The organism is Streptomyces sp. NPDC054872 (assembly GCF_053610705.1).
On sequence record NZ_JBSGYY010000035.1, the window covers coordinates 84,514 to 98,245 of the forward strand.

Genomic DNA, 13,732 nt, shown 5'->3' on the forward strand with positions numbered 1-13,732 from the left:
AGGCGACGCACCCATGGACTTCGGACTCGTCCTGCAGACCGATCCGCCGGCCGCGCAGGTCATCAGCCTCATGAAGCGTGCCGAGCGCAACGGCTTCCGCTACGGCTGGACCTTCGACTCGGCCGTGCTGTGGCAGGAGCCCTTCGTCATCTACAGCCAGATCCTGGCGAACACGGACCGTCTCGTCGTCGGTCCGATGGTCACCAACCCGGGCACCCGCACCTGGGAGGTGACGGCCTCCACGTTCGCCACGCTCAACGACATGTACGGCAATCGCACCGTGTGCGGCATCGGCCGCGGCGACAGCGCGATGCGGGTGGCGGGCCGCGCCCCGAACACCCTCGCCCGGATCAGCGAGGCGATGAAGGTCATCCGCGCGCTGGCCTCGGGCGAGGAGGCGGACCTCGGCGGCACCACGGTCCGCTTCCCCTGGATCGGGCCGGACGCCCGGCTCCCGGTGTGGATGGCCGCGTACGGGCCCAAGGCGCTGAAGATGGCGGGCGAGGAGGCGGACGGCTTCATCCTCCAGCTGGCCGACCCGTATCTGACGGAGACGATGGTGAAGGCGGTCCGCGACGCCGCCGCGGCGGCGGGCCGCGACCCGTCCTCGGTGACGATCTGCGTCGCCGCGCCCGCCTACCTCACGGAGGACGACTCACCCGCCGCGCTGGCCCACGCCCGCGAGCAGTGCCGCTGGTTCGGCGGGATGGTCGGCAACCACGTGGCGGATCTGGTGGCGAAGTACGGCGAGCACTCGGACCTGGTCCCCGAGGCCCTCACCGAGTACATCAAGGCCCGCGAGGGATACGACTACTCCCACCACGGCCGCGCCGACAACCCCGACACGGCCTTCGTTCCCGACGAGATCGTGGACCGCTTCTGTGTCATCGGCACGGCACAGCAACACATCGCGAAACTGGGGGAGTTGAAGCGCCTGGGGGTCGACCAGTTCGCTCTGTACGCCATGCACGACGCGCGCGAAGACGTCATCGAGGGGTACGGCACCACGGTCATCCCCGCCCTGTCGTGAGCAGCCCCGCCGCCAGGTCGGCGACGCCGCCGGTCAGGGCTGCCGGACGGCGATGACGTCGAACTCCAGCGTCACCTTCGGGCTCACGAGGACGGAGGTCGCGGCGTTCCAGTTCAGGCCCCAGTCCTTGCGGTTGATGGTGGCCCTGCCCAGGAAGCCGACCCGGAGGTCGCCCCGCGTGTCCGTCTCGGCGGCGGTCAGCTCGACGTGGAGGGTGACCGGCTTGGTCACGCCGCGCATCGTCAGGTCTCCGGTGACCCGGTAGGCGGTTTCGCCGACCGGCCGCACCTCGGTCGAGGCGAAGACGATGGCGGGGTGGTTGTCCGTGTCCAGGAAGGTGCCGCGCAGCTGGTCGTCGCGCTGTCGTTGGTGCGTTCGAAGGCTCGACGCCCGGATCGTGAGGTGTGCGCTGGACTTCGACGGGTGGTCGCCGAACAGGTACGCGCTGCCCTCGTACTCCTCGAACTCCCCGCGGACCCTGGTGGACAAGGTGTGCCGGCCGACGAACCCGATCCGGGAGTGGGCGGCGTCGAGGACGTAGGCGCCGGTCAGTTCGCCGACGCTGATGGTGGTGGGCATGGTCCCTCCTGCCTTTGTCGTCATCGCGCGTGGACGGCTGGGCCCGGCCGCTCGGGCCGAGGCACCAGCCGTGGTGGATATCTGTCAGCCGAACTGGCCGACCTGATACTCGCCCGCCGGGTGCTGGGTGAGGACGTTCAGGCGGTTGAAGGCGTTGATGAGGGCGATGGCCGAGACCAGGGCGGCGAGCTGGTCCTCGTCGTGGTGCTTGGCGGCGTTCGCCCACACCTCGTCCGGGACGCCACCGGCGGCGTCCGCGATCCTGGTGCCCTCCTCCGCCAGCTCCAGGGCGGCCCGTTCGGCGTCGGTGAACACCGTGGCCTCGCGCCAGGCGGCGACCAGGTGCAGGCGTTGCTGGGTCTCTCCCGCGTGCGCGGCCTCCTTGGTGTGTATGTCGACGCAGAATCCGCAGCCGTTGATCTGGCTGACGCGGAGCTCGACCAGCTCCCGCGTCGCGGCCGGCAGCGTCGACTCCAGGAGCGACCTGCCGGCGACGGCGATGTGTTTGACGGCGCCGGCCGAGACCGGATTGGCGAGGAAGTCGAGACGGGCCTGCATGGTGATCTCCCTTTTCGTTGTTCTCCTGGCGGCTGCTCCGGCCGGTCCACCCGGCGGGCGGAACGGCTGGTCGCGGGATCGTCCTGGTCCCAGCAGTACCGACGAGGAGGCCCCTCGAAATGTGAGGTGCCGGGGCGACGTCACATTTCGAGGGGCTGTCTCGTCGGAAGTCGGAGAGGCTGTCGCGTCGGATGCGGGACGGCTGACGCGGCAAGGGAGTGGCGACACCATGGGGACCCAGTTCGAGCCCGGAGACGCACAGTCCGGAGACGGCCAGATCGACGCGAGCCTGAGTGCGGTCATGGGCGAACGGCGGCAGCTGATCAATCTCGCGTACCGGCTCCTCGGCTCCCTGGCGGACGCCGAGGACGTCGTACAGGAGGCCTACGTCCGCTGGTACGCGATGTCCCCGCGGCAGCAGGAGGCCATCGAATCCCCCGGTGGCTGGCTGACGAGGGTCGCCGGACGCATCTGCCTCGACCAGCTCCGCTCGGCGCGGGTCCGGCGCGAGAGCTACGTGGGCGAATGGATCCCGGAGCCGCTGCCCGACCGCACGGAGTGGGCCGACGGGCGGCAGGGCGGGGCGACCGCGGACCCGGCCGACCGGGTCACCCTCGACGAGTCGGTCAACATGGCCTTCCTCGTCGTGCTCGAATCGATGACCCCGGCCGAGCGCGTCGCGTTCATTCTGCACGACGTCTTCCGCTACTCCTTCGCGGAAGTGGCCGAGATCGTGGGGCGCAGCCCGGCGGCCTGTCGCCAACTGGCGTCATCGGCGCGCCGCCGCACCCGCGCCTCGCACGTGCCCACCACTTCGGCGGCCCGGCGCACCGCCGTCGTCAAGGACTTCAAGCACGCCTGGGAAACCAAGGACATCGCCGCGCTCATCGGCATCCTCGACCCCGACGCCACGGCGCTCGCCGACGGCGGAGGACTGGTCAACTCCGCGCCCCGTCCCCTCACGGGTGGCGAGGAGATCGCGCGTTACCTGATCGCCGTCTCCGTCCTCGTCGACGAGCAGGCGTTCGATCAGACGATCCTGGAACGCACGGTGAACGGCCAGCCAGGCCTGGTGGTTCAGCACGACGGCATCACCACGTCGGTGCTGGCCTTCGACGTCGACGGTGACCGGATCACGCGCTTGTGGGCGGTACGGAACCCGGAGAAACTCCGGCCCTGGACGTCGTACGGTAAAGTGATGAATTGAGCCAAGATGCTCTGTTGAGCGGCCGAACGCTCAACCATCAAGCAGGCGACGCTGATCGCCGAGGCCGGAGGGGCGGGGGCAAGGCATGGGTCACGCTGTGCGCGCTCCCCGAGTCGTACGCGTCGACAACTCCGCCCGCGACAGCGTGCCTGATATCTACGGCACCATGACGAGCGACCCGCGCCGCTGATGTGACCGGGGTGTCAACTCCGGCTTTCCTGCGCCCAGTTGCCGTCTCCGCCTGCCCGGCAGTGTGCGTGTGCGTGCCGCCCACCCGCGCCGCGCTGCCGTGCGTGCCTCCGCCGCCTCGCGCGGCCGCTCCCCAGCCATCGAACCCGTCGAGGGAGAGCTGATGACCACCCAGGAGATCCCCGAGCAACTGCTCGACGGCTACGCCGACATCCTCACCCGCGCCGCCGCGACCGGGCGGCGGCTGACCCGTGAGGAACTGACATCACGCCGGGCGCTCGGCGCACAGGCCGCGCACGCCGGATACGCGTGGCGCGTCCTCATCCGCGAGCACCTCAGCGCCACCCGGATCCACCGCCCCGCGGCCGGTGACCCGGACCACCTGCTCGCGACCGCCGAACAGGCCATCGACGCATTCGCCGAGGGCTACGAACACGCGCAACGTCTCGTCGTACGCCAGGAAGAGGCGGCCCGCCGCGAGTTGATCGACGACCTGCTGTACGGGCGAGGGGACCTGGGCCGGCTCGGCGCACGGGCCGAGCGGTTCGGCCTGCGGCTGTCGCACGCGCACGCGGTGGCTGTGGCGGAGGGGCCCTGCGCCTACGACGAGACCGACCCTGTGTCGCGGGACGTGGAGAACGAGATGGTCGGCCGTTTCGGCGACCGCCACATCCTGCTCACCACCAAGGACGGGCGCCTCGTCTGTATCGCCCCCGCCCACCAGGACGAGGTCCTCGCCCACTTCGCCAAGCGCGCGCACGCCGCCACCGACGGGGGCCGCATCGCCATCGGCCGGCCCCAGCCGGGCGCGGCGGGCATCGCCCACAGTTACGAAGAAGCCGTCAGCACCCTGGAGCTCGCGACGCGCATGGGCTTCGACGAGCCCGTGCTGCGCGCCGCCGACCTCCTGGTCTTTCCCGTGCTCGCGCGGGACCGGCAGGCCCTGGTGGACCTGGTGCTCAGCACGCTCGGCCCGCTGGAAGAGGCGCGGGGCGGCGCCCAGCCGCTCCTGGAGACCCTGATCGCCTACTTCGACACAGGGTGCGTGGCTGCCCAGGCGGCGCGTGAACTGTCGTTGAGCGTACGAGCACTCACGTACCGCCTGGAACGCATCCGCACCCTCACCGGATCCGACCCCGCCGACCCGCTGGACCGCTACACCCTGCAGACGGCGGTCATCGGCGCGCGGTTGCTGGGCTGGCCTGCCACCTCGCTGTGAGGGGGCGGGGACGGGCTTGCCGCGAGGGGCGCGGGCGGGTCAGTCCGTGACGTCGATCTTGCCGTTCAGCTTGGTGGCGGCGGTGGCGGCAGCGGGTGCGGCGGCCGGGTCCACAGGCGTGGGGGACATGCCGCCGGTGATGCCCTTGAGGAGTCCGGCCACGTCGACTCCCGTGGTGGAGCTGAGGAGTTCCACACCCTGGGCGACGTTGTCGGCGACCGTGCGGGAGAGGCTGCTCGCGCCGTCCGTGGAGATCACGGTCATCTTGTCGATCGCGCCGAGCGGTTCAGCCGCCTTGGCCACCACGGCGGGCAGCACCTCGACGAGCATCTGCAGCACCGCCGCGTCACCGTACTGCGAGAACGCGTCGGCCTTCTTGCGCATGGCCTCCGCCTCGGCGGCCCCCTTGGCTCCGATCGCGGCGGCGTCGGCCTCGCCCTCCAGGCGTACGGCGTCGGCGAGGGCGGCCCGCTGGGCCTTCTCGCCCTCACCGGTCAGACGGGCCCGCTCGGCGTCGGCCTCGGCCTGCTTGACCAGGGAGACACGGCGGGCCTCGGCCTCCTGCTCGGCCTGGTAGCGCGCGGCGTCGGCGGGCTTGCGGATCTTGGTGTCCAGCTCGCGGTCGGTCAGGGCGGCCTGCCGCTGGGCCACCTTCTCCTGCTCGGTGAGGACCTCCTGCTGGCGCGCGGCCTCGGCGAGCGGCCCGGCGGCCCCTGCGCGGGCGGATGCCTCGTCGGTCTCGGCCTTGATCTCGGCCTGCTTGAGGGAGAAGGTCCGCTGGGCGACCGCGATCTCCTCCTCGGCCTTCAGCCGGGCCTGCTCGGCGGCGCGGCGCGCCACTGCCTCGGCGATGTCGGCCTCCTGCTTGGCACGGGCGGCCTCGGGCCGGCCCAGGTCCTCCAGGTAGGAGCCCTCGGTGGTGATGTCCTGGATCTGGAAGGCGTCGAGCACCAGGCCCTGCCCGGACAGACTCGCCTCGGCCTCCTCGGCGACCTGCCCGGCGAACGCGGCGCGATCACGGATGATGTCCTCCACCGACATCCGGCCGACGATGGAACGCAGCGCGCCGGAGAGCACCTCCTGGGTGAAGCCGACGATGCCGCCCTGCTGGGCCAGGAATCGCTGCGCCGCGGCGCGTATGGAGTCCTCGGTGCCGCCGACCTTGACGATCGCGACGCCCTCCAGGTTGGCCTTCACGCCGCGCAGCGTGACCGCACCGCGCACCGCGATCGGGATGTGCCGCGAGGAGAGATCGAGGGTGAACTTCTGCTGCACGAAGGGCACGACGAACACGCCGCCGCCCACCACGACCTTCTGGCCGCTGTTGTCGGTGAAGATCCGGCCGGTCTCGGGATCGGTGGACTTCTTGCCGCGCCGCCCGGTCACGATGAAGGCCTCGCTCGGTCCGGCGACCTTGTAGCGGGTCACGACGACGAGCGCGAGCAGGACGAGGAGTACGACGACTCCGATGACGGCGGTCAGGACTGGACTCATGGCGAATTCCCCCCTGTCACCCCAGGGGGCGGCAGATCGGTGATGTTGAGCGTGTGGCGTGTGGCGTGTCGTGTGTGGCGTATGTCGTTTGTTGTGCGGGTGCGGGTGCGGGTGCGGGTGCGGGTGCGGGTGCGGGTGCGGGTGCGGGTGAGGTGCGGGTCTGGGTGGCGCGGTGGTCAGCGCTTTACGGGGCGGACCGCGACCGAGGTCGGCGACAGGGCCGCCTCCACCCAGATCTCGGTGCCGCGGGTGACGGCCTCGCCGCTCCTCGCGGCGAACTTCACCGGCTGCCCCGCCAGTTGGAGCAGCACCTCGCCGTACCCGTCGACCGGGATCGCGGTGACCACGGCGCCCGCGGTGCCCACGAGGTCGTCCCCACGGGGAGTGGCCGCGGTCTGATCCCGCATCAGGGCGCGGCTGAACTTCCACGTCAGCCAGCCCGCACCGGCCCCTACGGCGGCCCCGACGGCGGTCGCGCCGCCGGCCCCGAGCCCGGTCGTGCCGAGCACGATCGCCCCGCCGAAGCCGAGCATGGACACGAAACCGGCGATGACGGGAAGGGACAGCAGCCCGTCGAAGAGCCCGTCGAGGACCCCGTCGAAGACGAGTGAGAGGACCAGCAGAGCGATTCCCGCGATGCCAAGCCCCAGAAAGACGGTCACCTGAGCACCTCCTCAACTTGCCGGATGTCTCGGTGAGGTGGGGATCGTCGCACGGGGGCGGGCAGGCACACATTGCCGTGATCCGGCAATCATCAAAGGCTTTTCATGCCGGTCCAGGGTCCCGGCCTGGGAGTCCGCCTACGTGTCGGTCGGGTCCCTCCGGGCCCGAGTGCGGCGAGCGAGCAGTTCGGCGAGGCCCTGGCGGGTGGCGGCCACCATGCGGACCAAGGCAGTTGGGGTACGTAGCTGGCGCGATCCGGCCCATCGGGCGCAGGATTGTCGGCACCGCCGGTCGGGGAAGCTGGCGGGAAAGCCAGATCTGAAAACTCTCGAGCACCTGCCGGTACCAGCACCACCACCAGTACCTGACCTGAGTTGATCCGCCTTGATCCGCGGTGACCCGAGTAAGGAGCCTGGGCATGAATTTCGGACGTGTGCCGCAGACCGAACTGACCGCCACGTGACCGGCACCGTCCCCACGGGGCCGGCCGCCGCGGAACCCGGCGACACCTCCCAGACCGTCGCCGACGACGGCCGCGTCGAACTGCGCCCCGGAGCCTTTCCGGAACACAGCCGCTTCGCCAACGACGACCTCAAGCCCATCCCTCTCGCCGAACGCCACTGGAGCACCTACAACTTCGCCGCCCTGTGGGTCGGCATGGCCCACAACATCCCCTCCTGGACGCTCGCCTCGGGCCTGGTCGCACTCGGCATGGACTGGCGCCAGGCCGTCTTCACCATCGCCGCCGCCAACGTGATCGTGCTGCTGCCGATGCTCCTGACCGGGCACGCGGGCCCGAAGTACGGCATCCCGTTCCCCGTCCTGGCCCGCGCCTCCTTCGGTCTGCGCGGGGCGAACCTGCCCGCGCTCATCAGGGCCGCCGTGGCCTGCGGCTGGTTCGGCATCCAGACCTGGATCGGCGGCCAGGGGATCTACGTCCTGCTCAACCAGGTTTTCGACGGCGCGTGGAGCGACGAGTCCCGCATCGGCGGCTACCCATGGCCGCTGTGGCTCTGTTTCGTTCTGTTCTGGGTCCTCCAACTGGCCATCATCTACCGGGGCATGGAAGCGCTGCGTCGCTTCGAGAACTGGGCGGCGCCCTTCGTGCTCGTCGGCGCCGTGGTGCTGCTCGTGTGGATCGCGGACAAGGCGGGCGGCTTCGGTCCGCTGCTCGACCAGCCGTCCACGCTGGGCTGGGGCAGCGACTTCTGGCCGGTGTTCTTCCCCGCGCTGATGGGCATGATCGGCTTCTGGTCCACCCTGTCGCTGAACATCCCCGACTTCACCCGCTTCGGGAAGGGGCAGCGGGCGCAGGTGTGGGGCCAGACACTCGGGCTGCCGACCACCATGACCGCGTTCGCGCTCCTGTCGGTCCTGGTCACCTCCGGTTCGCAAGCTGTGTACGGGGAGCCGATCTGGGAGCCCGTCGACCTGGCCGCCAAGGCCGACAACGTCTTCGGGCTCCTCTACGCCTTGGTGACCGTCCTGGTCGCCACGGTCTCCGTGAACATCGCGGCCAATGTCGTCTCACCCGCGTACGACCTCGCGAACCTCGCCCCCAAGTTCATCAACTTCCGTACGGGCGCGCTGATCACCGGTGTCGTGGGCGTGGTCATCTTCCCGTGGAAGCTGATCGAGACGCCCGAGCTCTACATCTTCGTCTGGCTCGGCGTCGTGGGCGGGCTGCTCGGCACGGTCGCGGGAATCCTGATCGCCGACTACTGGGTGGTGCGCCGAACGGCCCTCGACCTTGCCGATCTGTATCGCCCCGAAGGGCGTTACTGGTACACGGGCGGGTGGAACCTGCGGGCCGTCACGGCCTTCGTGGTCGGGGGTGCGCTCGCCGTGGGTGGCTCGCATTCGGAGCCGGGGAAGGGGCCGTTCCCGGAGGACGGCCTGATCCCCGTGCTGAAGCCGCTCGCGGACTACGGGTGGGCGATCGGGCTTGCCTCGGCGCTGGTCGTCTACGTGGGGCTGATGGTGACGGGGAGGCGTATGGGCTCCGGGGGCCCTGCGGACTCGGCGCCGTAGGCGTCCTTGGCGAACTCAGTAGACCCGACGGGCTCGGCGGATTCGGCGGATTCGGCGAACTCGGCAGACCCGGCGGGCTCGGCGCACTCGACGAACTCGGCGGATTCGGCGGGCTCCGGAGGAGGCCGGTCGGGGCCGGTCGGGGCCGGCCGGGGCCTGCCTAAGCCGGGCGCACTGCTGTCACCAGCCACACCCCCGCTCGCATCCGCACGCCGTACTCGGTCGCGTGGGGCCGGAACGCCTCCTCCAGGGCGGCCCGCTTCTTCGCGGTGACCGTCTTGCCCGGGGTACGCGACAGTATGAAGTCGACCGCGTCTGAGGGAGTTTGACCCCACACCGCCTCCACCGGCACGGGAGTCACCCTCACGTCCTCATAGACGGCGAGCACCTCATGTATACGGGCCGGGTCCGAGAGCGAGGCCATGGCGGTGCGCGCCGCGGCAGCGTCAGCCGCGGCTTCGGACGCGGTGTCGGGCGAGGTTTCGGACGCGGCTTCGGGCGCTTCGGCCTCCGCGCTCCGCTCGGGGCCTTCCTCATCGGCTGGTTCCGCGAGGAGCTTGGCGAAGAGGCCGAGCGTCCGGGACTCCTCGGTCTCCTGGCCGGCGGGCTGTGGACAGACGAACACCAGCCGCCCGCCGGGGCGCAGCGCACGGGCGATGTTCGCGAACGCGGCGGTGTGGTCGGCGAAGAACATCACTCCGCCACGGCTGATCACGACGTCGTACCCGGCGGCGGGGAAGGGGTGGAGCTGGGCGTCGCCCTGTTCGTACGCCGCGTTCGTGATGCCCTCGGACACCGTGCTCGCACGGGCGCGGTCGAGGAGCGGCGCCGAGATGTCGATCCCTGCCGCGTGTCCGTGTGCGGCGCGACGGGCCGCGATGCGGGTGGTGATGCCCGCGCCGCAGCCGATGTCCAGGACGCGGTCGCCGGCGCCGATGGCCGCAGCTTCGAAGAGGGCGTCGTTCACCCCGGACAGCATCGTGTCGTACCGCTCGTGGTGGATGGCCCAGTGGGTGCCCACGGGGCCGTTCCAGGCCTTGACCTGGAGGGAGTTGGGGCTCGCTGACGTCTCTGTGGTCATGACGCCTCCCGGGCGTGGTGGGCGGAGTGCTGGGCCGCGAGGACGGTCTCGATGCGGTCGACAGCGCTGAAAGCGCCGAACGAGATCAGGTGCACGAGGCAGTGGTCGCTGAACGGCGGCTTCTTCCAGGCCGCCACGTCCTCATCGGTGATGCGGTACGGAGCGAGCGCGGCGAGCAGCGCGAGCCGTGCTCCCGGGCGGGACGCGCGGTCGGGCAGGGCTTGCCAGGACAGCGGCGGATGTGTGCCGTCCCATGCGGACACCGCCGCTTCCACGAGTGCCCGGTCGTCCTCGTCCAGGAGCCCCACGCCGCTCATCGCCGCGTCCCGCAGAGCGGCGTAGGCGGAACCTATGGGCGTGCCTGCGGCCCAGACAGGCCCCGGCTGCGGGTCGTCGAGCAGGGCGAGTGAGTCGCCGGGGGTGCAGGAGCGGCGCACGGTCTTCTGGAGGGTGCGGCCGCCGATCGAGCGCACCGCCCGGAGACGCTGCGCGTTGCACGGCAGTATCTTCTCGGTGATCAGCGACGACGCGACGCGGTTGATGAAGTGGAACGTGAGCGCGGTGCCGATGTGTGCGGGGGCGTGTGCGCGCGGGAACGGCGGCGCGGCCAGCTCCGGCGCCTGAGGCGTCCGGGTGGCCTTCCCCCAGGCGAGCAGCCGTGCCTGCGCCGGGTCCTCCGGCTGCTCGCCTCGCAGCACCCGCTCGGCGACGCGGTGGTCGCCGGTGGCATGCAGCATCATCGTGTGCGCGCTCACGCAGAACGGGCAGCGGTTGGCGAGCGAGACGCCCACGGCGACCAGCTCGCGGTCGGTGCGGGTCGTGCCACCGCTGCCGAACGCCTCGTCGCCGCCGGCCAGCAGGGACTCGCGGAGCAAGGCCCAGGCGGCGGTGAACAGTTCGGGCGCGGGGCTGAGGGCGACGAGCGGCGCGGGCTCCGCGATGCCGAAGTCCTCCGCCATCTGCGCGTAGGCGTCGGCGGTCCTGCCGGTCGCGGACTTCGCGAGTACTGGATCGGTGTATCGGTAAGTTGCCATGCCCCGATGGTCGGGGCGCCGGGTGCCTCGGGTCGTCGTCCGGCGGAAGGCAGTTGAGGGTACGTCACCGGGGCCGTTCGGGCCCGCGACTACTGCACGGGGAGTAGTGCCGGAGCGGTCTGCTGGGGTGACGCGGATGTCGGCGGCGGCCTCTAAGGTTCTGAACACGGCGGGGGATGCGCCGCGACGGGGGATGCGAGGGGTGCGGGGGCACAGATGACGGCGGACCGGGCGGGGAGATCGGCGGATCAGGTGAACGTGCGCGAGCGGGTGCGGAACCGGGTGCGGCAGGCATGGGTCGGAGATGCGGTGCTCGCGGTCGTGGTGGGCGTAATAGTCGCGCTCGCTGCGGGCCTGGACGACGGCGGTGCGGGGTTCCTCGACTACGCACTCATAGGGACAGGTTCGCTGGCCCTCGCCGCGCATCGCAGAGCGCCGCGCGCCGTGCTCGCCGTCACCACGGCCTGCCTGCTCGTCGAGGTGTTGTACGGGGGCGCCAGCAGTGTCGCGGCGATTCCGGTGGTCGCGGCCGTGCACACGGCCGCCCGAGCGGCCCACCGGGGCATTGCCGCTGTCGCCGCCGGGGTGTTCCTGGCGGGCTTCGCGGCGGCGGGGAACGCGTCGGACGACATCGTGCAGCGGACGCTGCTGCTGGCCGGCTGGTTCCTGTGCGCCCTCGTCACGGGCCTCGCCGACAAGAACTGGCAGGCGTATCTGCGCCAGACCGAGCAGCGGGCCCTGGAGGCCGAGCGGACCCGCGAGGAGGCGGCGCTGCGCAGGGCGGGCGAGGAGCGGCTGCGGATCGCGCGCGAACTGCACGACTCGCTGACGCACAGCATCTCGATCGTCAAGCTCCAGGCAGGGGTCGCCGTCCACCTCGCGCGGAAGCGGGGCGAGGAGATACCGCCCGCGCTGCTCGCCATCCAGGAGGCGAGCGGTGAGGCGATGCGTGAACTGCGGTCCACGCTCACCGTGTTGCGCACGGACGAGCCGGCGGGGAGCCCGGCGCTGCTCGTCGAGCGCGCTCGGGCGGCCGGGCTCGCCGTGGAGCTGACGGTGCGGGGCAGGGAGCGGACGCTGGCCGGTGACCTGGAGAGGGCCGCGTACCGCATCGTGCAGGAGGGCCTCACCAATGCGGCACGTCACGCGGGGGGCTCTGCCAGGGTGGTGGTCGGGCTCGACTTCGGGGAGCGGGTGTTGGGGGTGCGGGTGGAGGACGACGGGGTCGCCGACGCGGGGCGGCCGCAGGTGGAGGGGACGGGGCTCACGGGGATGCGGGAGCGGGTCGCCTCGCTCGGCGGGACGTTGCGGGCGGGGCCGAGGGTCGAGGGGGGCTTTCTGGTGCGTGCTGAACTGCCCTTTGAGTTCGGGGCGTTGGCGTCTCAGGCGGCTGCGGGTGAAGCTGGCGCAGGGGGCGCAGGGGGCGCAGAGCGGGACGGGGCGCCTGTGGAGGCGGGGGTGGCCGTTGATGCCGGGCGCTCGGGGGAGGGCGGGTGATCCGGGTGGTGCTCATCGACGACCAGGCGTTGATGCGCGCCGGGTTCCGTGCGTTGCTCGAAGCCGAGGACGGCATCGAGGTGGTGGGGGAGGCCGCCGACGGGGAGCGTGGGATCGCGCTGGTGCGGGAGTGCATGCCTGACGTGGCGCTCATAGACGTACAGATGCCGGTGATGACCGGGATCGAGGCGACGCGCCGGATTGCCGCCGACCCCCGCCTCAGCGGCGTACGAGTCGTGATCCTCACCAACTACGGTCTCGACGAGTACGTCTTCGACGCCCTGCGTGCCGGGGCCAGCGGATTTCTGCTCAAGGACACGGAGCCCGCCGACCTGCTGCACGGCATCGAGATCGTCGCGCGCGGGGAATCGCTGCTCTCGCCGTCGGTGACCAGCAGGCTGATCGGTGAGTTCGTCTCGCGGCCGCCGGACCGGGCCACCGCGCCGGGCCTGGAGAACCTCACCCGTCGGGAGCGGGAGGTCACCGCGCTGGCCGCGCGGGGTCTGACGAACGAGGAGATCGCCGAGCACATGGTGATCAGCCCGTTCACCGCGAAGACGCATGTGAGCAGGGCGATGACGAAGCTCGGGGCGCGCGATCGGGCCCAGTTGGTCGTCTTCGCCTACGAGTCGGGGCTCGTCGCGGCCCGCAATGCAGCTCCCTAGAACAGGCCGCAGAACAGGCCACAGAAGTGGCCACAGAAGTGGCCACGCACCGTCGGGAAACAGAGAGGAGAAATCTATGGCCATGGCATGATCTCCGCGTGACCGGCATACCGCTCAGACACGTCGCCCGGGTGAGACACGTCGCCGTCATCGCGGCAGTGACTTTGCTCGCTGCAGGATGCGGGCTCTCGGAGGAGTTCGAGCGGGAGAGGGATCCCGCGCGTACGGCGCCTGCCGAGGATGAGCGGTCCGCGACAGCGGACCACATGTCCGCCTCTCCTGGTCCTGACTCGCCGACAGAGGCCCCCGTCGAGACGGGGCCGCCGGAGGTGCCCGACGTGGCCTCGCCCTCCTGCCCCGCGTCCGGGGTCCGTATCGAGGCGGGCATGGTTAGACGCCATTTCAGTTGGTCAGTCTGCGGTGACATATGAGGGTCGCGGCGATGGCGGTGAAGGCGAGGAAGTGTTCTGGCTTTCGCTCATAGC

12 protein-coding genes are annotated in these 13,732 nt (G+C 71.0%); 6 read left to right on the top strand and 6 right to left on the bottom strand.

What is annotated here, in order from left to right:
* The first annotated feature begins 13 nt into the window (after positions 1-13).
* Positions 14-1,030: a TIGR03842 family LLM class F420-dependent oxidoreductase gene (locus ACWGIH_RS33180; RefSeq protein WP_453451703.1), complete on the top strand. Its 1,017-nt coding sequence runs from the start codon at positions 14-16 to the stop codon at positions 1,028-1,030.
* Positions 1,031-1,063: 33 nt separating this feature from the next.
* Here ACWGIH_RS33180 and ACWGIH_RS33185 read toward each other — a convergent pair whose 3' ends face one another.
* On the bottom strand, positions 1,064-1,609 hold the full coding sequence (locus tag ACWGIH_RS33185; RefSeq protein ID WP_453451702.1) for a YceI family protein: 546 nt from the start codon (positions 1,607-1,609) through the stop codon (positions 1,064-1,066).
* Positions 1,610-1,693: 84 nt separating this feature from the next.
* A complete protein-coding gene (locus tag ACWGIH_RS33190; RefSeq protein ID WP_453451701.1) occupies positions 1,694-2,167 on the bottom strand; it encodes a carboxymuconolactone decarboxylase family protein in 474 nt (157 codons plus the stop codon).
* Between the two features lie 229 nt (positions 2,168-2,396).
* On the opposite strand from ACWGIH_RS33190, the gene sigJ reads away from it, so the two are divergent.
* Positions 2,397-3,374, top strand: coding sequence for an RNA polymerase sigma factor SigJ (gene sigJ / locus ACWGIH_RS33195; protein ID WP_453451700.1), 978 nt, complete (start codon positions 2,397-2,399; stop codon positions 3,372-3,374).
* Positions 3,375-3,726: 352 nt separating this feature from the next.
* Positions 3,727-4,782, top strand: coding sequence for a PucR family transcriptional regulator (locus tag ACWGIH_RS33200; RefSeq protein WP_453451699.1), 1,056 nt, complete (start codon positions 3,727-3,729; stop codon positions 4,780-4,782).
* A gap of 39 nt (positions 4,783-4,821) precedes the next feature.
* Here ACWGIH_RS33200 and ACWGIH_RS33205 read toward each other — a convergent pair whose 3' ends face one another.
* Together ACWGIH_RS33205 and ACWGIH_RS33210 are read right to left on the bottom strand one after the other, a co-directional pair.
* Positions 4,822-6,276, bottom strand: a complete 1,455-nt coding sequence (locus tag ACWGIH_RS33205; protein ID WP_453451698.1) for a flotillin family protein — start codon at positions 6,274-6,276, stop codon at positions 4,822-4,824.
* A 176-nt stretch (positions 6,277-6,452) separates the two neighbouring features.
* Complete coding sequence (locus ACWGIH_RS33210) at positions 6,453-6,938, bottom strand: hypothetical protein (RefSeq protein WP_453451697.1); 486 nt, start codon at positions 6,936-6,938, stop codon at positions 6,453-6,455.
* A gap of 460 nt (positions 6,939-7,398) precedes the next feature.
* On the opposite strand from ACWGIH_RS33210, the gene ACWGIH_RS33215 reads away from it, so the two are divergent.
* A complete protein-coding gene (locus tag ACWGIH_RS33215; protein ID WP_453451696.1) occupies positions 7,399-8,970 on the top strand; it encodes an NCS1 family nucleobase:cation symporter-1 in 1,572 nt (523 codons plus the stop codon).
* 160 nt (positions 8,971-9,130) lie between these two features.
* Here the strand turns inward: ACWGIH_RS33215 and ACWGIH_RS33220 are convergent, their stop codons facing one another.
* Positions 9,131-10,051 carry a class I SAM-dependent methyltransferase gene (locus ACWGIH_RS33220; protein ID WP_453451695.1) on the bottom strand — a complete coding sequence of 307 codons (921 nt, stop codon included), beginning with the start codon at positions 10,049-10,051 and terminating at the stop codon, positions 9,131-9,133.
* Positions 10,048-11,085 (bottom strand): carboxymuconolactone decarboxylase family protein, encoded by a 1,038-nt coding sequence (locus ACWGIH_RS33225; protein WP_453451694.1) that lies wholly within the window; start codon positions 11,083-11,085, stop codon positions 10,048-10,050. The genes ACWGIH_RS33220 and ACWGIH_RS33225 overlap by 4 nt, the downstream gene beginning before the upstream one ends.
* Before the next feature lie 216 nt (positions 11,086-11,301).
* Here ACWGIH_RS33225 and ACWGIH_RS33230 point away from each other — a divergent pair, with 216 nt between their 5' ends.
* Positions 11,302-12,582 (top strand): sensor histidine kinase, encoded by a 1,281-nt coding sequence (locus ACWGIH_RS33230; RefSeq protein ID WP_453451693.1) that lies wholly within the window; start codon positions 11,302-11,304, stop codon positions 12,580-12,582.
* On the top strand, positions 12,579-13,247 hold the full coding sequence (locus ACWGIH_RS33235) for a response regulator (RefSeq protein WP_453451692.1): 669 nt from the start codon (positions 12,579-12,581) through the stop codon (positions 13,245-13,247). Before ACWGIH_RS33230 ends, ACWGIH_RS33235 begins: the two co-directional genes overlap by 4 nt.
* Positions 13,248-13,732: the final 485 nt, after the last annotated feature.

Coding starts and splice junctions, on each gene's coding strand:
- ACWGIH_RS33225 (WP_453451694.1), bottom strand. CDS start 11,085: ATGGCAACTTACCGATACACCGATCCAGTACTCGCGAAGTCCGCGACC.
- ACWGIH_RS33220 (WP_453451695.1), bottom strand. CDS start 10,051: ATGACCACAGAGACGTCAGCGAGCCCCAACTCCCTCCAGGTCAAGGCC.
- ACWGIH_RS33205 (WP_453451698.1), bottom strand. CDS start 6,276: ATGAGTCCAGTCCTGACCGCCGTCATCGGAGTCGTCGTACTCCTCGTC.
- ACWGIH_RS33185 (WP_453451702.1), bottom strand. CDS start 1,609: ATGCCCACCACCATCAGCGTCGGCGAACTGACCGGCGCCTACGTCCTC.
- ACWGIH_RS33190 (WP_453451701.1), bottom strand. CDS start 2,167: ATGCAGGCCCGTCTCGACTTCCTCGCCAATCCGGTCTCGGCCGGCGCC.
- ACWGIH_RS33180 (WP_453451703.1), top strand. CDS start 14: ATGGACTTCGGACTCGTCCTGCAGACCGATCCGCCGGCCGCGCAGGTC.
- sigJ (WP_453451700.1), top strand. CDS start 2,397: ATGGGGACCCAGTTCGAGCCCGGAGACGCACAGTCCGGAGACGGCCAG.
- ACWGIH_RS33200 (WP_453451699.1), top strand. CDS start 3,727: ATGACCACCCAGGAGATCCCCGAGCAACTGCTCGACGGCTACGCCGAC.
- ACWGIH_RS33230 (WP_453451693.1), top strand. CDS start 11,302: ATGACGGCGGACCGGGCGGGGAGATCGGCGGATCAGGTGAACGTGCGC.